This is a genomic window from Klebsiella sp. HMSC16A12, assembly GCF_001808265.1.
GTDB classification, from domain to species: domain Bacteria; phylum Pseudomonadota; class Gammaproteobacteria; order Enterobacterales; family Enterobacteriaceae; genus Klebsiella; species Klebsiella pneumoniae.
Map to the genome: position 1 here is coordinate 14,822 of NZ_KV792604.1, position 17,338 is coordinate 32,159.

Below are 17,338 nucleotides of genomic sequence, written 5' to 3' on the forward strand. Positions count from 1 at the left end.
CCATAACAATGATTTTTTAGGAGTTATCAACCAGGCTTAAGCGGGGAATGAAACCTACCTTTCAGGAGTAAGACAATGATAAAAACAACAATATGGCGTCAGGTGGTCATCGCTGCGTTGCTGGCGGGGGGCAGCTTTACCGTCGCCGCCAATCCGCCACCGCCGCCGCCGGTCTCTTATGGCGTAGAGGAAGATGTGTTCCACCCGGTACGCGCCCGGCAGGGGATGGTGGCCTCGGTGGACGCGCTGGCGACCCGCGTCGGCGTGGATATCCTGCGCCAGGGCGGTAACGCTGTCGATGCGGCGGTAGCGGTAGGCTACGCGCTGGCGGTCACCCATCCGCAGGCCGGGAATATTGGCGGCGGCGGTTTTATGATGCTGCGGACTAAAGACGGCAAGACCACGGCGATCGATTTCCGCGAAATGGCGCCAGAGCAGGCCACCCGCGACATGTTCCTTGACGACCAGGGCAACCCGGACAGTAAAAAATCACTGACTTCGCATCTGGCCTCCGGCACGCCAGGCAGCGTCGCCGGTTTCTCCCTCGCGCTGGAAAAGTATGGCACCATGCCGTTGAACAAAGTGATCCGTCCGGCGATTAAGCTGGCGGAAGAGGGGTTTATCGTTAACGATGCGCTGGCGGACGATCTGAAGACCTACGGCAGCGAAGTGATCCCGCAGCATGAAAATAGTAAAGCGATCTTCTGGAAGAACGGCGAGCCGCTGAAGAAGGGCGATCGCCTGGTGCAGAAGAACCTCGGTAAGAGCCTGGAGCTGATTGCCGAGCACGGCCCGGACGCCTTCTATAAAGGGGCCATCGCCGACCAGATCGCTGACGAGATGAAAAAGCACGGCGGGCTAATCACCAAAGCCGATCTCGCCAACTACAGGGCCGTGGAGCGTACGCCGGTTAGCGGCGAGTATCGCGGGTATGAGGTTTACTCTATGCCGCCGCCGTCCTCCGGCGGGATCCATATCGTGCAGATCCTCAATATCCTCGAAAACTTCGATATGCAGAAATATGGTTTTGGCAGCGCCGACGCCATGCAGGTGATGGCGGAGGCAGAGAAACACGCCTACGCCGACCGCTCTGAATATCTCGGCGACCCTGACTTCGTCAACGTGCCGTGGCAGGCGCTGACCAGCAAGGCTTACGCCAAAGCGATCGCCGCCGAGATTGATGTCAACAAGGCGAAGCCTTCCAGTCAGATCCGTCCGGGCAAGCTGGCGCCCTATGAAAGCAACCAGACCACCCACTTCTCGGTGGTCGATAAAGACGGCAATGCGGTGGCGGTGACCTATACGCTGAATACCACCTTCGGTACCGGCATTGTGGCCGGTGATTCCGGCATTCTGCTCAATAACCAGATGGATGATTTCTCGGCGAAGCCCGGCGTGCCTAACGTCTATGGTCTGGTGGGCGGCGACGCCAATGCGGTGGAGCCGAAAAAACGCCCGCTGTCGTCGATGTCGCCGACCATTGTGGTGAAAGACGGCAAAACCTGGCTGGTAACCGGCAGCCCGGGCGGCAGTCGGATCATCACCACCGTACTGCAGATGGTGGTCAATACCATCGATTTCGGGATGAACGTCGCGGAAGCCACCAACGCGCCGCGTTTCCATCATCAATGGCTGCCGGATGAGCTGCGGGTGGAGAAAGGCTTTAGCCCGGATACCCTGAAGCTGCTGGAGGCGAAGGGGCAGAAAGTGGCGCTGAAAGAGGCGATGGGCAGTACCCAGAGCATCATGGTGGGACCGGACGGCATGCTGTATGGCGCCTCCGATCCGCGTTCGCCGGATGATTTAACGGCGGGGTATTGATGTGTTGCCCGGTGGCGCTGCTGCGCTTACCGGGCCTACAACTGTGCGAACGCAGGCCGGGTAAGGCGAAGCCGCCACCCGGCAACACGCTACTTCATTCTCGCCATATAATACGCATCCACATACTCACCGTTGCGCAGCGCGTAACGCCTGCCGGTGCCTTCGATCTCAAAGCCGTACTTCTTATACACCGCAATCGCCGGGGCATTATCGGCGAACACCGTCAGCTCAATACGCTCGACGCGCAGCCAGTTGTCGCACAGGTCGATCATCTCGCGCATCAGCGCGCTGCCGATGCCGCAACCCTGATGGCCGGCGGCAACCGCCATGCCAAAGGTTGCGACGTGGCTGCGCCGAGGGCGCGGCTCAACATGGAGAGACAGATGTCCGGCGACCTGCTCGTCCAGTGTCGCCACCAGATGAAAGGTATGGGGTCTGGGCTGTAGCTTCTCCTGCCAGGCTTCCATCGATGGATAGGGGATCTGTAGCGTGTCATGATAGACCTCCGGGTGCGCCATCAGCATACGTAAAGGTTCAGCATCGCGCGGTTCGGCATGGCGTATCACTATGTCACTCATTCCCTTATCCTCTTTTTGGTTACTGATTCCCCTTCACAATCTCTGACGGCGGCCGGGGAGTCAATGTTGTTTTTTGCAAAAAAAAGTAGACAAGTGCGAATGAGAATGATTATTATTGTCCTGCATTCAGGGAGACCCTTGCGGAAAGCCTGAAAGCACGACATTGCTCACATTGCTTCCAGTATTACTTTAGCCAGCCGGGTGCTGGCTTTTTTTTTGCTGCTATCTCAGGCGCTCTGCGGCCTGACGGGCTCCGCGTCGGCTTTGGAGGGTGCGTCTGCTACCAGACCGAGAATATGACTTTTGTTCTCCGCGGCGGCCAGCAGTTCAGCGCGACCGCTAAAAACGCCGCCTTTCTTGATCGCCAGCGCGCGATAGGCGAGGGTACCCTCCAGATGGCCGTGCTCCTCGATGGTGATGCTGTCGCCATGACACTGCCCCTGCACCTTGCCGTCAATTATTAGCTCCCGGCAGCTGACGTTGCCCTCCACCTGGCCTTCACGCATTACCTTAATCAAATGCTCTTTGGCCTCAATGTTGCCGGTGACCTGACCGTGGATATAGACATGGCCGCTGGCGACTATATTGCCGACGAAATGCACCCCGCTGGCGATGACCGTAGTCTCGTGTTTTTTGCTGGCGACCGCTTCGGGTTCTGGGTTAATTGCCGGAGGCGTGGCTGCTTCTGATATCTGAGGTTCCGTTTTATTTTTCTTAATAAACATCGCGTTAATCTTGTTCCGTTGGCTATGGAGGAGGAAAGCGATAAGCGCGCAGGCGGCCGCCAGGCGCGCCAGCGCGCTTGCATCGACAGACCAGGCGATCAGCGCGAGAAGCCAGAAAAAAAGGGCGCCGTTTATGGCGAGATACTGTTTGTCCATCAGCAGTGGCTGGCTACTCCGTTAGTCATCAGCAACCTCCTGGTTTGCTCTCCACTTATCCGCAGTTTTGCCATGGCGATCAAGGTTTTTTGCCGAAAACTGCTGATTTAATCACTTATTAATCAATAAGTTATTAATAATTACGTATGAGTGATACTCGAACTATTTTCCTAACGAATCTTCACTGCAAGCAAACAGAGAGGATGAAGTGAGGGACCGGCTTGCGCTATGGTTGAAGGTAGCTCATTAACTAAGGACAGCGTTATGACTCTGCACTGCGCATTTATTGGCTTTGGTAAAAGCACCACCCGCTATCACCTTCCTTACGTTTTGCACCGCAAAGACCGCTGGCAGGTAGCGCACATTTACCGCCGCCGGGCGAAGCCCGAGGAGCAGGCGCCGCAGTATTCCCATATTCATTTCACCAGCGACCTTGAAGAAGTATTAAACGATCCACTGGTCAAGCTGGTGGTGGTCTGCACTCACGCCGACAGCCATTTTGAATATGCGAAAAAGGCGCTGGAGGCAGGAAAAAACGTGCTGGTGGAAAAGCCGTTCACCCCGACGCTGGAGGAAGCAAAAACTCTGTTTGCCCTGGCGAACAGCAAAGGCCTGACGGTGACGCCCTATCAGAACCGCCGTTTCGACTCCTGCTTCCTGACCACCAAAAAGGTGATTGAGAGCGGGAAACTCGGCGAACTGGTGGAGATCGAAAGCCATTTTGATAATTATCGCCCGCTGGCGGAGACCAACCCCGGCGGTCCGCAAAACGGCGAGTTCTATGGCCTTGGCGTGCATACCCTGGATCAGATCATTTCGCTGTTCGGCCGCCCGGACCATGTCTCTTACGATCTGCGCTCGCTGCGCAATAAAGCCAACCCGGATGACACCTTTGAAGCCCAGCTGTTCTACGGCGATATGAAGGCCATCGTTAAGACCAGCCATCTGGTGCAGATCGATTACCCGAAATTTATCGTTCACGGGCACAAAGGTTCGTTTGTGAAGTACGGCATTGACCAGCAGGAGACCAGCCTGAAGGCCAATATCATGCCGGGCGAGCCGGGATTTGGCGCGGACGACAGCGTTGGCGAGCTGGTGTATGTCAACGAGGCAGGGGAGATGGTGCGCGAAGCGGTGCCGCTGGAGAGCGGCGATTATGGTCGGGTGTACGACGCGCTGTACGACACCCTCGTCAACGGCCAGCCGAATTACGTCAAGGAAACTGACGTTCTCACCAATATGGAGATCCTGCAGCGCGGCTTTGAGCAGCCTTCACCGGCCACCATTACCCTTACCCGATAAGTCAAATTGGCTCCTCTGCGCTTGTTCATATTTTTTGAACAGAGGAGTCAATTTTCACCCTCTATGATCGCCGGCGAAATGGGTCCACACTGACTCCATCGACAACATACGGGGGTGCAACATGATCTATTTACGCAAAGCGAACGAACGTGGCCACGCTAACCATGGCTGGCTGGATTCCTGGCATACTTTCTCTTTCGCCAACTATTATGACCCGAACTTTATGGGCTTCTCCGCCCTGCGGGTTATTAACGACGACGTCATCGACGCCGGTCAGGGCTTCGGTACCCACCCGCACAAAGACATGGAGATCCTGACCTATGTGCTGGAAGGGGCGGTGGAGCACCAGGACAGCATGGGCAACAAAGAGCAGGTGCCGGCGGGCGAGTTCCAGATCATGAGCGCGGGTACCGGGGTGCGCCACTCTGAGTACAACCCGAGCAAAACCGATCGTCTGCGTCTGTATCAGATCTGGATTATTCCGGAAGAAACCGGCATTACCCCGCGCTACGAGCAGCGCCGCTTCGACGCCGCCCAGGGCAAACAGCTGGTGCTGTCGCCGGATGCGCGAGATGGCTCGCTGAAGGTGTACCAGGATATGGAACTCTATCGCTGGGCGCTGCTGAAAGATGAGCAGTCGGTTCACCAGATTGCCGCGGAACGCCGCGTGTGGATCCAGGTGGTCAAAGGCGAAGTGACCATCAACGGTACCAAAGCCACCACCAGCGACGGTTTGGCCATCTGGGACGAGCAGGCGATTTCGGTTCATGCCGACAGCGATAGCGAGATCCTGCTGTTCGATCTGCCGCCGGTTTGATAGTTATCTGAGCCAGGTTAAATAAATTGCGCAGCCTTCCCTCATGTTAGGGAAGGTTGCGCTTTGTCCGTGATAAACTGAGAAAATGTTTCCCGTTGATCACAGTCAGGACGATGAAAAAGAAAAGACCCGTACTTCAGGATGTAGCCGATCTTGTCGGCGTGACCAAAATGACGGTCAGTCGCTATTTACGCAACCCGGAGCAGGTCTCCGAAGCGCTGCGTGGCAAGATTGCCGTTGCCCTCGATGAACTGGGTTATATTCCCAATCGCGCCCCTGACATTCTTTCCAACGCCACCAGCCGCGCCATCGGCGTGCTGCTGCCGTCGTTAACCAATCAGGTCTTTTCGGAAGTACTGCGCGGTATCGAAAGCGTCACCGACGCCTTCGGCTATCAAACCATGCTGGCGCACTACGGCTATAAGCCGGAAATGGAAGAGAAACGCCTCGAATCGATGCTCTCCTGGAACATTGATGGCCTGATCCTCACCGAACGCACCCATACGCCGCGCACCCTGAAGATGATCGAAGTCGCCGGCATTCCGGTGGTGGAGCTGATGGACAGCCGGTCGCCGTGTCTCGATATTGCCGTCGGGTTTGATAACTTTGAAGCCGCCCGGCAGATGACCGCGGCGATCATCGCCCGCGGCCACCGCCATGTCGCCTATCTGGGGGCGCGTCTTGATGAACGTACTATCATCAAACAGAAGGGGTACGAGCAGGCGATGCTTGACGCCGGGATGACGCCCTACAGCGTGATGGTGGAGCAATCCTCGTCCTATTCTTCGGGGATTGAGCTGATGCGCCAGGCGCGCCGCGAATATCCACAGCTCGACGGCATTTTCTGCACCAACGATGACCTCGCGGTCGGCGCGGCGTTCGAGTGCCAGCGTCTGGGGCTGAAGATCCCCGATGATATGGCGATCGCCGGGTTCCACGGCCATGATATCGGCCAGGTGATGGAGCCGCGGCTGGCCAGCGTTCTGACCCCGCGCGAGCGGATGGGGCGCATCGGCGCCGAACGGCTGCTGGCGCGCATTCGTGGTGAAGCGATTACCCCTAAGATGTTAGATTTAGGTTTCACATTGTCACCGGGCGGATCAATTTAAACTGACAAGTTTGAAGTAGATCACACATATTCACATCTGGCACGAATGGATATTGCTTCTCCACAGGTCCGGCATGACAATGTTACCGATAACAGTTACCCGTAACAATTAACCGATACGCCGCCTTCGCGCTGGATGAGTCAGCCCCGGCGCGGCGTACCAGTCCAGTGGGAGGACGCTTTGAGCACGACTAACCATGATCACCACGTCTATGTCCTGATGGGCGTTTCCGGCAGCGGAAAATCCGCTGTCGCCAGCGAAGTGGCGCATCAACTGCATGCCGCGTTTCTTGACGGCGACTTTCTCCATCCGCGCAGCAATATCACCAAGATGGCCTCCGGCGAGCCGCTCAACGATGACGACCGCACGCCGTGGCTGCAGGCGCTAAATGACGCCGCGTTCGCCATGCAGCGTACCAACAAGGTGTCACTGATCGTCTGCTCGGCGCTGAAGAAGAGCTATCGCGACATTCTGCGCAAGGGCAACCCGAACCTCTCCTTCATCTACCTGAAAGGCGATTTCGACGTGATCGAAAGCCGTCTGAAGGCGCGTAAAGGGCACTTCTTTAAAACCCAAATGTTGGTGACGCAGTTTGAAACGCTGCAGGAACCAGGCGCCGACGAGAGCGATGTGCTTATCGTCGATATCGACCAGCCGCTGGAAGGCGTGGTGGCCAGCACCATCGAGGTGATCAACAAAGGCAGTCACTAGTGAGTACTTTAACGCTTGTTTTAACAGCAGTCGGCTCGGTATTGCTGCTGCTGTTTTTAGTCATGAAGGCGCGAATGCACGCCTTCGTGGCTTTGATGGTGGTTTCTATTGGCGCCGGCCTCTTCTCCGGCATGCCGCTGGATAAAATCGCGGCGACGATGGAAAAAGGGATGGGCGGTACGCTGGGCTTCCTGGCGATCGTCGTCGCGCTCGGCGCGATGTTCGGTAAGATCCTGCATGAAACGGGGGCGGTCGATCAGATTGCCGTCAAGATGCTCAAATCCTTTGGCCACAATCGCGCGCACTATGCGATTGGTCTCGCCGGTCTCATCTGCGCGCTGCCGCTGTTCTTCGAAGTGGCGATCGTACTGCTGATTAGCGTCGCCTTCTCGATGGCGCGCCATACCGGTACTAACCTCGTGAAGCTGGTGATCCCGCTGTTTGCCGGCGTTGCCGCCGCCGCGGCGTTTCTGTTGCCTGGACCGGCGCCGATGCTGCTGGCGTCGCAAATGCACGCCGACTTTGGCTGGATGATCCTGATTGGCCTGTGTGCGGCCATTCCGGGGATGATTATCGCCGGTCCGCTATGGGGCAACTTCATCAGCCGCTACGTCGAATTGCATATTCCTGACGACGTCACGGAACCGCATCTCGGGGAAGGCAAAATGCCCTCCTTCGGCTTCAGCCTGGCGCTGATCCTGCTGCCGCTGGTGCTGGTTGGCCTGAAAACCATCGCCGCGCGCTTTGTGCCGGTGGGTTCCACTGCCTACGAATGGTTCGAGTTTATCGGCCACCCGTTCACCGCGATCCTGGTGGCCTGCCTGGTGGCGATTTACGGTCTGGCGGTACGTCAGGGAATGGCGAAAGACCGGGTGATGGAGATTTGCGGCCACGCGCTGCAGCCGGCCGGGATTATTCTGCTGGTGATCGGGGCTGGCGGCGTCTTCAAGCAGGTGCTGGTTGACTCCGGCGTTGGCCCGGCGCTTGGTGAAGCGCTGACCGGAATGGGGCTGCCGATCGCTATTACCTGCTTCGTACTGGCGGCGGCGGTGCGTATCATTCAGGGCTCTGCCACCGTGGCGTGCCTGACGGCGGTCGGCCTGGTGATGCCGGTGATTGAGCAGCTGAACTACAGCGGCGCGCAGATGGCGGCATTGTCTATCTGTATCGCCGGCGGCTCGATTGTGGTAAGCCACGTGAACGACGCCGGCTTCTGGCTGTTTGGTAAATTTACCGGCGCCAGTGAAGCCCAGACGCTGAAGACCTGGACCATGATGGAAACCATCCTTGGCACCACCGGGGCGATTGTCGGTATGATCGCCTTCCAGCTGCTGAGCTAAGCCCGCTCATCTCCCGCTCGCGGGAAATAAAAAGCCAGGGTAACGCTGCTTACCCTGGCTTCTTTGCAATAAGCCGCCCTTTTTCCCTCTTTTCCTTGCCAGCTATTGGCCCTTATTAGCGCTACGACGATGCTCGTATCCCTCGTCAGCCCTTGCTGTGACTGGGTTTGTCGCTTTTTTTTGGCAAGCGGAAAAGCACCAGATTTCACGCTTAATCCATAATCAGGATCAATAAAATAGCGACGGAAAATATTCCATTCCCCGGGGGATTTCCCCGATAATCGTTGCGCTTTTGACGACGACCAGCGACGGTGGACAATGTGCAGGATAAGTTGCTTTTCTGATTGTTCAGCAATCATTGATTAATTTCACTTGCGACTTTAGCTGCATTTTGTAAGGTGAGGGATAATCCAGTTGGAAACTGGCCAGGCACAAACAGCACACACCTCGCAGGAATACGTTATGAAAAATGTTGGTTTTATCGGCTGGCGCGGAATGGTCGGCTCTGTTCTCATGCAACGCATGGTTGAAGAGCGCGATTTCGACGCCATTCGCCCGGTGTTCTTCTCTACCTCCCAGCTGGGACAGCCAGCGCCGTCATTCGGCGGTAGCACCGGTGGCACGCTGCAGGATGCGTTCGATCTGGACGCGCTGAAGGCGCTGGACATTATTGTCACGTGCCAGGGCGGCGATTACACCAACGAGATTTACCCGAAGCTGCGCGCAAGCGGCTGGCAGGGTTACTGGATTGACGCGGCTTCTTCGCTGCGCATGAAGGACGATGCGATCATTATCCTCGACCCGGTTAACCAGGATGTGATCACCGCCGGCCTGAACAACGGCGTGAAAACCTTTGTCGGCGGCAACTGCACCGTCAGCCTGATGCTGATGTCCCTCGGCGGCCTGTTTGCTCAGGATCTGGTGGAGTGGGTCAGCGTGGCGACGTACCAGGCGGCTTCCGGCGGCGGCGCGCGTCATATGCGTGAGCTGCTGAGCCAGATGGGGCAGCTGCATAATCATGTGGCCGCGGAGCTGGCGGACCCGGCTTCCGCCATCCTGGATATTGAGCGCAAAGTGACGTCGCTGACCCGCAGCGGCGAGCTGCCGGTCGATAACTTTGGCGTACCGCTGGCGGGCAGCCTGATCCCGTGGATCGACAAACAGCTGGATAACGGTCAGAGCCGCGAAGAGTGGAAAGGCCAGGCGGAGACCAACAAGATCCTCGCCACCTCGTCCGTTATCCCGGTAGACGGCCTCTGCGTTCGCGTTGGCGCGCTGCGCTGCCACAGCCAGGCGTTTACCATCAAGCTGAAGAAAGATGTTTCTATCCCGACCGTTGAGGAGCTGCTGGCCGCGCACAACCCGTGGGCCAAAGTGGTACCGAACGATCGTGAGATTACCATGCGCGAGCTGACCCCAGCCGCGGTGACGGGCACCCTGACCACCCCGGTAGGACGCCTGCGTAAACTGAATATGGGGCCGGAGTATCTATCGGCCTTTACCGTTGGCGACCAGCTGCTGTGGGGCGCCGCGGAGCCGCTGCGCCGGATGCTTCGCCAGCTGGCGTAAGCCCAGGATGAACAGAAAGGGGGTCTTCAAGCCCCCTTTTTTTTTGCGTAATACAAGGAGTAAACGCGGATGTTAGATTTTTCCCCACGGAGGTAACTCAGCCTTGGCTATGCTTTAAGTAAGGAATTCCTTACCTGAAGGTGGGACGGAGCAGGAGGATGCTGAGAGCACTGCGCCGTTCAGGTCAAAAAAAGTCGCCAGTTATAGGAATGAGCGACACTTACAACAGGATGAAAGCATGTCTAATCATATTGATAGAGACGTGATTAATGCGCTAATCGCCGGTCATTTCGCGGATCCCTTTTCCGTGCTCGGCATGCACCGTACTGACGCCGGGCTGGAAGTGCGCGCATTATTACCCGATGCCACCGACGTGTGGGTTATTGAACCGAAAACCGGACGCAAAGTCGGCAAGCTCGAATGTCTCGACTCGCGTGGTTTCTTCAGCGGCGTCCTGCCGCGGCGTAAAAACGCTTTTCGCTATCAGCTGGCCGTCACCTGGCACGGGCAGCAGAATCTGATCGATGATCCTTATCGCTTTGGTCCGCTGTTACAGGACCTTGACGTCTGGCTGCTGTCGGAAGGGACCCACCTGCGCCCTTACGAAACGCTGGGCGCGCACGCTGCCACCATGGACGGCGTCACCGGTACCCGTTTCTCGGTGTGGGCGCCGAACGCCCGCCGCGTATCGGTGGTGGGGCAGTTTAACTACTGGGATGGCCGTCGCCACCCGATGCGATTCCGCAAAGAGTCCGGGATCTGGGAGCTGTTCGTTCCCGGCGCGCACAATGGCCAGCTGTATAAATTCGAACTGATTGACGCCCACGGCAATCTGCGGGTCAAAGCCGACCCTTACGCCTTTGAGTCGCAAATGCGTCCGGAAAGCGCCTCGCTTATCTGCGACCTGCCGCCCAAAGTGGAACAGCCAGCGGACCGCAGAGCGGCGAACCAGTTTGATGCCCCGATCTCTATCTATGAAGTGCATCTCGGCTCCTGGCGCCGTCATACCGATAATAATTTCTGGCTGAGCTACCGCGAGCTGGCCGACCAGCTGGTGCCCTATGCGAAATGGATGGGCTTCACCCATCTCGAACTATTGCCGGTTAACGAGCACCCGTTCGACGGCAGCTGGGGCTATCAACCCACCGGGCTCTATGCGCCGACCCGCCGCTTCGGCACCCGCGACGATTTCCGTTACTTTATCAATGCCGCGCACGCCGCCGGGCTGAACGTCATTCTTGACTGGGTGCCCGGCCACTTCCCGGCGGATGATTTTGCCCTTGCCTCGTTTGACGGCACTTCGCTGTATGAGCACAGCGATCCGCGCGAGGGGTATCACCAGGACTGGAATACCCTGATCTACAACTACGGACGTCGGGAAGTCAGCAACTACCTGGTGGGTAACGCGCTGTACTGGATCGAACGCTTCGGCATCGATGCGCTGCGGGTCGACGCGGTGGCCTCGATGATCTATCGCGATTACAGCCGCAAGGCGGGAGAGTGGATCCCTAACGAATACGGCGGGCGGGAGAATCTGGAAGCCATTGAGTTTCTGCGCAACACCAACCGCATCCTTGGCGAACAGACGCCGGGCGCGGTCACCATGGCGGAAGAGTCCACCGATTTTGCCGGGGTGACCCGTCCGCCAGCCGGCGGCGGCCTCGGTTTCTGGTTCAAATGGAACCTCGGCTGGATGCACGACACCCTGGATTACATGAAGCTCGATCCGGTGCATCGCCGCTACCATCATGACAAAATGACCTTCGGCATGCTCTACAACTACACCGAGAATTTTGTGCTGCCGCTCTCCCACGATGAAGTGGTGCACGGCAAAAAATCGATTCTCGACCGCATGCCGGGCGATGCCTGGCAGAAGTTCGCCAACCTGCGCGCCTACTACGGCTGGCTGTTCGCCTTCCCGGGGAAAAAGCTGCTGTTTATGGGCAATGAGTTCGCTCAGGGCCGCGAGTGGAACCATGACGTTAGCCTCGACTGGCATCTGCTGGAGGGCGGCGACAACTGGCACCACGGCGTCCAGCGGCTGGTGCGCGACCTGAACCATACCTACCGTCATCATAAAGCGCTGCACGAGCTGGATTTTGACCCCTACGGCTTCGAATGGCTGGTGGTCGACGACCATGAGCGCTCGGTGTTTGTCTTTGTACGCCGTGACCGGGCGGGCAACGAGATTATCGTCGCCAGCAACTTCACGCCGGTGCCGCGCCACGACTACCGCTTCGGCATTAACCAGCCGGGCCGCTGGCGCGAGGCGCTAAATACCGACTCCATGCACTATCACGGCAGCAATCAGGGCAATGGCGGCGTGGTGGAAAGCGACGCTATCGCCAGCCATGGCCGCGAACATTCGCTGTCGCTGACCCTGCCCCCGCTGGCGACGATCTGGCTGGTCCGGGAGGCGCAATGACCTCACTCGCGGCAGGCAAACCTGCGCCATTGGGCGCCAGCTATGACGGCAAGGGGGTGAATTTCGCCCTCTTCTCCGCCCATGCGGAGCGGGTGGAGCTGTGCGTATTCGACGAGCAGGGCAACGAGCAACGCTTCGATCTCCCGGCGCGCAGCGGCGACATCTGGCACGGCTGGCTGGCCGCCGCCGGGCCGGGCCTGCGCTACGGCTATCGGGTACATGGTCCCTGGGATCCGGCGCAGGGGCACCGCTTTAACTCGGCCAAGCTGTTGATCGATCCCAGCGCCCACCGGGTCGAGGGCGATCTGCCTGACGATGAGCGCCTGCACGGCGGCATGTGGCAGCCCGATCGTCGCGACAGCGCCGCGGTCGCGCCAAAATCGCAGGTGGTGGATCTGCGCTATGACTGGCGTGGCGATAAACCGCCGCGTACCTCATGGGGGGAAACGGTGATTTATGAAGCGCACGTGAAAGGGCTCACCTTGCTTAATCCGCAGCTACCGGAAGCCATTCGCGGAACCTATAAAGCGCTGGGCCACCCGGCGATGATCGCTTACTTCAAATCGCTGGGCATCAGCGCCCTTGAGCTGTTGCCGGTGGCGCAGTTCGCCAGCGAGCCGCGACTGCAGCGGATGGGGTTAAGCAACTACTGGGGCTACAACCCGTTGGCGTGGTTCGCGCTGGATCCGCGCTACGCCAGCGACCCGGATCGCGCCCTGGATGAGTTTCGCGATGCGGTTAAGGCGCTGCACGCCGCCGGTATCGAAGTGATTCTGGATATCGTGCTCAACCATAGTGCGGAAATCGATCTCGAAGGGCCCACCGTCTCCCTGCGCGGAATCGACAACCGTAGCTATTATTGGGTAAGGGAGGATGGCGATTATCACAACTGGACCGGGTGCGGTAATACGCTCAATCTTAGCCACCCCGGCGTGGTGGAGTGGGCGCGCCAGTGTTTGCGCTTTTGGGTGGATGAGTGCCATGTCGACGGCTTTCGCTTCGACCTCGCCTCAGTGATGGGGCGGACGCCGGAATTCCGCCAGGATGCGCCGCTGTTCGAGGCTATCCGCCGCGACAGCGTGCTGTCGCAGGTGAAACTGATTGCGGAACCTTGGGATATCGGCCCGGGCGGCTATCAGGTGGGTAATTTCCCACCGCTGTTCGCTGAATGGAATGACCATTTTCGCGATAGCGCCCGACGCTTCTGGCTACAGCAAAATGTCTCCCTGGGGGATTTTGCCCAACGTTTCGCGGCCTCCAGCGATCTCTTTGCCCGCGATGGCAAGCCGCCATCGGCGACGGTCAACCTGGTGACGGCCCACGATGGCTTCACGCTGCGCGACTGCGTTTGTTTCAATCAGAAACACAATGAGGCAAACGGGGAGGAGAATCGCGATGGGACTAACAATAACTACAGCAACAATCATGGTATAGAAGGATTAGAAGCGAATTTTGCGGTGATTGAACGGCGGCGCGCCAGCGCGCATGCGCTGCTGACGACGCTGCTGCTGGCTCAGGGGACGCCAATGCTGCTGGCGGGCGATGAACAGGGCCACAGCCAGCACGGTAACAATAATGCTTACTGCCAGGACAACGCCCTGACGTGGCTGGACTGGCGCCAGGCGAACCCGGGATTAACCGCCTTTACCGCGGCGCTGATCCACCTGCGGCGTCGTATTCCGGCGCTCACCCGCAACCGCTGGTGGCAGGAGGGGGATGGCAACGTCCGCTGGCTTAATCGCAACGCCCAGCCCCTGACTGCCGCGGAGTGGCAGCAGGGGGCCGCGTGTATGCAGATCCAGTTGTCGGATCGCTGGCTGCTCACGCTGAACGCCACCGCAGAGGTGGTCGATATGGTTTTACCCGAGGGGGAATGGCGCGCCGTTCCTCCATTCGCCGGAGAGGATAATCCGGTCATCATGGCTGTCTGGCATGGGCCCGCGCACGGAGTGTGCGTATTTCAAAGGTCGTAAGCCCTGAAGCTTTCGGTTGGACCCGTGGCGGCGGCGCGGCGGGATGAGCTGGAAAGCGGGGGTGTAAAAAGGAGTTAATCATGGTTAGGCTTGAAAAAAACGATCCGCTGATGCTGGCGCGTCAATTACCCATCAAATCCGTGGCGTTGATCCTCGCGGGCGGGCGTGGCACCCGGCTGAAGGATCTCACCATTAAGCGTGCGAAACCTGCCGTTCACTTTGGCGGCAAGTTCCGTATTATCGATTTCGCATTATCTAACTGCATTAACTCAGGGATCCGCCGCATCGGCGTTATTACCCAGTATCAGTCGCACACGCTGGTGCAGCACATCCAGCGCGGCTGGTCGTTCTTCAGCGAAGAGATGAACGAGTTTGTCGATCTGCTGCCGGCTCAGCAGCGCGTGCATGGCGAAAATTGGTATCGCGGCACGGCGGATGCGGTGACGCAGAACCTGGATATCATCAGCCGCTACAAGGCCGAGTACGTGGTGATCCTCGCGGGCGACCATATTTATAAGCAGGACTACTCGCGCATGCTGATCGACCATGTCGAAAAAGGGGCGCGTTGCACCGTGGCCTGTATGCCGGTGCCCATTGAAGAGGCATCCGCCTTCGGCGTCATGGCGGTCGACGAAAACGAAAAAATCATTGAGTTTGTCGAGAAACCCGCCAACCCGCCGGCGATGCTGACCGACCCGACCAAATCGCTGGCCAGCATGGGCATTTATGTCTTTGACGCCGCCTATCTTTATGAGCTGCTGGAAGAAGACGATCGCAACGAGCACTCCAGCCACGATTTCGGCAAAGACATCATTCCGAAGATCACCGAAGCTGGCATGGCTTATGCACATCCTTTCCCGCTCTCCTGTGTGCAGTCCGACCCGAACGCCGAACCTTACTGGCGCGACGTGGGGACGCTGGAAGCCTACTGGAAGGCTAACCTCGATCTGGCGTCAGTCACGCCGGAGCTGGATATGTACGACCAGAACTGGCCGATCCGCACCCATATGGAATCGCTGCCGCCGGCGAAGTTCGTGCAGGACCGCTCCGGTAGCCACGGCATGACCCTGAACTCGCTGGTTTCCGGGGGGTGCATTATCTCCGGGTCGGTGGTGGTGCAGTCGGTGCTGTTCCCGCGCGTGCGGGTGAATTCGTTCTGTAACATTGATTCGGCAGTCTTGTTGCCAGATGTCTGGGTGGGGCGCTCATGCCGCCTGCGTCGCTGCGTGATTGACCGCGCCTGTGTTATCCCGGAAGGAATGGTGATTGGTGAGAATGCGGAAGAGGATGCACGCCGCTTCTATCGCTCAGAGGAAGGTATCGTGCTGGTGACCCGCGACATGCTGCGGAAATTAGGGCACAAACAGGAGCGCTAATGCAGGTCTTACATGTATGTTCTGAGATGTTCCCGCTGTTAAAGACGGGCGGTCTGGCGGACGTCATCGGCGCACTGCCGGCGGCGCAAATCGCGGAGGGTATCGATACGCGCGTGCTGTTGCCGGCGTTTCCCGATATCCGTCGCGGCGTGGTGGATGCCCAGGTGGTGACCCGCCGGGATACCTTCGCCGGGCGGATCACGCTGCTGTACGGCCACTTTAACGGCGTGGGGATCTACCTGATAGACGCCCCGCATCTCTATGACCGTCCGGGGAGCCCTTACCACGATACCAACCAGCACGCTTATCCCGACAATGTCCTGCGCTTTGCGCTGCTGGGCTGGGTGGGAAGTGAAATGGCCAGCGGACTGGATCCGTTCTGGCGCCCGGATGTGGTGCATGCCCATGACTGGCACGCCGGCCTGACGCCGGCCTACCTGGCGGCGCGCGGACGCCCGGCTAAATCGGTGTTTACCGTGCACAACCTGGCGTACCAGGGGATGTTTTACTCCTGGCATATGAATGACATTGAGCTGCCTTGGTCGTTCTATAACATGCATGGCCTCGAGTTTAACGGGCAGATCTCGTTTCTCAAGGCCGGCCTCTACTACGCCGACCATATTACGGCGGTGAGCCCGACCTACGCGCGCGAGATCACCGAGCCGCAGTACGCCTACGGCATGGAGGGGCTGCTGCGCCAGCGCCATCATGAAGGTCGGCTGTCGGGAATTCTCAACGGCGTTGACGACGGTATCTGGAGCCCGCAAAACGATCTGCTGCTGCCGATGCGCTACGATCGCGACACGCTGGAGGAGAAGGCGGAGAACAAGCGTCAGCTGCAGATTGCCATGGGCCTGAAGGTCGATGATAAAGCGCCGTTGTTTGCCGTCGTCAGCCGTCTTACCAGCCAGAAAGGGCTGGACCTGGTGCTTGAAGCGCTGCCGGGTCTGCTTGAGCAGGGCGGCCAGCTGGCGCTACTGGGCGCCGGCGATCCGGTGCTGCAGGAAGGTTTCCTCGCCGCCGCCGCCGAACACCCGGGCAAAGTGGGTGTGCAGATTGGCTACCATGAGGCCTTCTCCCACCGCATTATGGGCGGCGCCGACGTCATTCTGGTCCCGAGCCGCTTTGAACCCTGCGGCCTGACTCAGCTGTATGGTCTGAAATACGGGACGCTGCCGCTGGTGCGCCGCACCGGCGGTCTGGCGGACACCGTCGCTGACAGTTCGCTGGAGAATCTGGCCGATGGTCTGGCGACAGGGTTTGTCTTTGAGGACAGCAATGCGCTGTCATTGCTGCGCGCTATCCGTCGCGCCTTTGTCCTCTGGTCGCGCCCGTCGCTCTGGCGCTACGTGCAGCGTCAGGCGATGAATATGGATTTTAGCTGGCAGGTTGCCGCGAACTCCTATCGCGAACTTTATCAACGCTTGATGTAACCA

At 58.6% G+C, this 17,338-nt stretch carries 14 protein-coding genes; 11 read left to right on the top strand and 3 right to left on the bottom strand.

Features of this window, described 5'->3' with window-relative positions:
* The first annotated feature begins 75 nt into the window (after nucleotides 1–75).
* On the top strand, nucleotides 76–1,821 hold the full coding sequence (gene ggt, locus HMPREF3140_RS10930; protein WP_009484082.1) for a gamma-glutamyltransferase: 1,746 nt from the start codon (nucleotides 76–78) through the stop codon (nucleotides 1,819–1,821).
* 89 nt (nucleotides 1,822–1,910) lie between these two features.
* Here ggt and yhhY read toward each other — a convergent pair whose 3' ends face one another.
* Both yhhY and HMPREF3140_RS10940 read right to left on the bottom strand, forming a co-directional pair.
* Nucleotides 1,911–2,387, bottom strand: a complete 477-nt coding sequence (yhhY, locus tag HMPREF3140_RS10935) for an N-acetyltransferase (RefSeq protein WP_072145336.1) — start codon at nucleotides 2,385–2,387, stop codon at nucleotides 1,911–1,913.
* A gap of 239 nt (nucleotides 2,388–2,626) precedes the next feature.
* Nucleotides 2,627–3,280 carry a bactofilin family protein gene (locus HMPREF3140_RS10940; RefSeq protein WP_015959101.1) on the bottom strand — a complete coding sequence of 218 codons (654 nt, stop codon included), beginning with the start codon at nucleotides 3,278–3,280 and terminating at the stop codon, nucleotides 2,627–2,629.
* A gap of 264 nt (nucleotides 3,281–3,544) precedes the next feature.
* Between HMPREF3140_RS10940 and HMPREF3140_RS10945 the strand changes: the two genes are divergently transcribed.
* The 5 genes from HMPREF3140_RS10945 to gntU all read left to right on the top strand — a co-directional run bounded on the left by HMPREF3140_RS10945 (nucleotide 3,545) and on the right by gntU (nucleotide 8,559).
* Nucleotides 3,545–4,582 carry an oxidoreductase gene (locus tag HMPREF3140_RS10945; RefSeq protein ID WP_004174013.1) on the top strand — a complete coding sequence of 346 codons (1,038 nt, stop codon included), beginning with the start codon at nucleotides 3,545–3,547 and terminating at the stop codon, nucleotides 4,580–4,582.
* A gap of 121 nt (nucleotides 4,583–4,703) precedes the next feature.
* Entirely contained in the window at nucleotides 4,704–5,399 is a 696-nt protein-coding gene (locus HMPREF3140_RS10950; RefSeq protein WP_002920779.1) for a pirin family protein, read from the top strand.
* A gap of 113 nt (nucleotides 5,400–5,512) precedes the next feature.
* The gene (gene gntR, locus HMPREF3140_RS10955; protein WP_002920777.1) at nucleotides 5,513–6,508 is read left to right on the top strand and encodes a gluconate operon transcriptional repressor GntR; all 996 of its coding nucleotides are present in this window, start codon (nucleotides 5,513–5,515) and stop codon (nucleotides 6,506–6,508) included.
* A 180-nt stretch (nucleotides 6,509–6,688) separates the two neighbouring features.
* Nucleotides 6,689–7,219: a gluconokinase gene (gene gntK / locus HMPREF3140_RS10960; RefSeq protein WP_002920775.1), complete on the top strand. Its 531-nt coding sequence runs from the start codon at nucleotides 6,689–6,691 to the stop codon at nucleotides 7,217–7,219.
* A complete protein-coding gene (gene gntU / locus HMPREF3140_RS10965) occupies nucleotides 7,219–8,559 on the top strand; it encodes a gluconate transporter (RefSeq protein ID WP_002920773.1) in 1,341 nt (446 codons plus the stop codon). The genes gntK and gntU overlap by 1 nt, the downstream gene beginning before the upstream one ends.
* On the opposite strand, the gene HMPREF3140_RS10970 is transcribed toward gntU, so the two are convergent.
* A complete protein-coding gene (locus tag HMPREF3140_RS10970; protein ID WP_020325126.1) occupies nucleotides 8,556–8,918 on the bottom strand; it encodes a hypothetical protein in 363 nt (120 codons plus the stop codon). The genes gntU and HMPREF3140_RS10970 overlap by 4 nt on opposite strands.
* 103 nt (nucleotides 8,919–9,021) lie before the next feature.
* Here HMPREF3140_RS10970 and asd point away from each other — a divergent pair, with 103 nt between their 5' ends.
* The 5 genes from asd (at nucleotide 9,022) to glgA (ending at nucleotide 17,335) form a co-directional block, all read left to right on the top strand.
* Nucleotides 9,022–10,128, top strand: a complete 1,107-nt coding sequence (gene asd / locus HMPREF3140_RS10975; protein ID WP_002920570.1) for an aspartate-semialdehyde dehydrogenase — start codon at nucleotides 9,022–9,024, stop codon at nucleotides 10,126–10,128.
* Nucleotides 10,129–10,366: 238 nt separating this feature from the next.
* A complete protein-coding gene (gene glgB, locus HMPREF3140_RS10980; RefSeq protein WP_004150069.1) occupies nucleotides 10,367–12,553 on the top strand; it encodes a 1,4-alpha-glucan branching enzyme in 2,187 nt (728 codons plus the stop codon).
* On the top strand, nucleotides 12,550–14,526 hold the full coding sequence (glgX, locus tag HMPREF3140_RS10985; RefSeq protein ID WP_032412522.1) for a glycogen debranching protein GlgX: 1,977 nt from the start codon (nucleotides 12,550–12,552) through the stop codon (nucleotides 14,524–14,526). The genes glgB and glgX overlap by 4 nt, the downstream gene beginning before the upstream one ends.
* An 80-nt stretch (nucleotides 14,527–14,606) precedes the next feature.
* Nucleotides 14,607–15,902, top strand: coding sequence for a glucose-1-phosphate adenylyltransferase (gene glgC, locus HMPREF3140_RS10990; protein WP_032412520.1), 1,296 nt, complete (start codon nucleotides 14,607–14,609; stop codon nucleotides 15,900–15,902).
* Nucleotides 15,902–17,335 (top strand): glycogen synthase GlgA, encoded by a 1,434-nt coding sequence (gene glgA / locus HMPREF3140_RS10995; RefSeq protein WP_002920564.1) that lies wholly within the window; start codon nucleotides 15,902–15,904, stop codon nucleotides 17,333–17,335. Before glgC ends, glgA begins: the two co-directional genes overlap by 1 nt.
* Nucleotides 17,336–17,338: the final 3 nt, after the last annotated feature.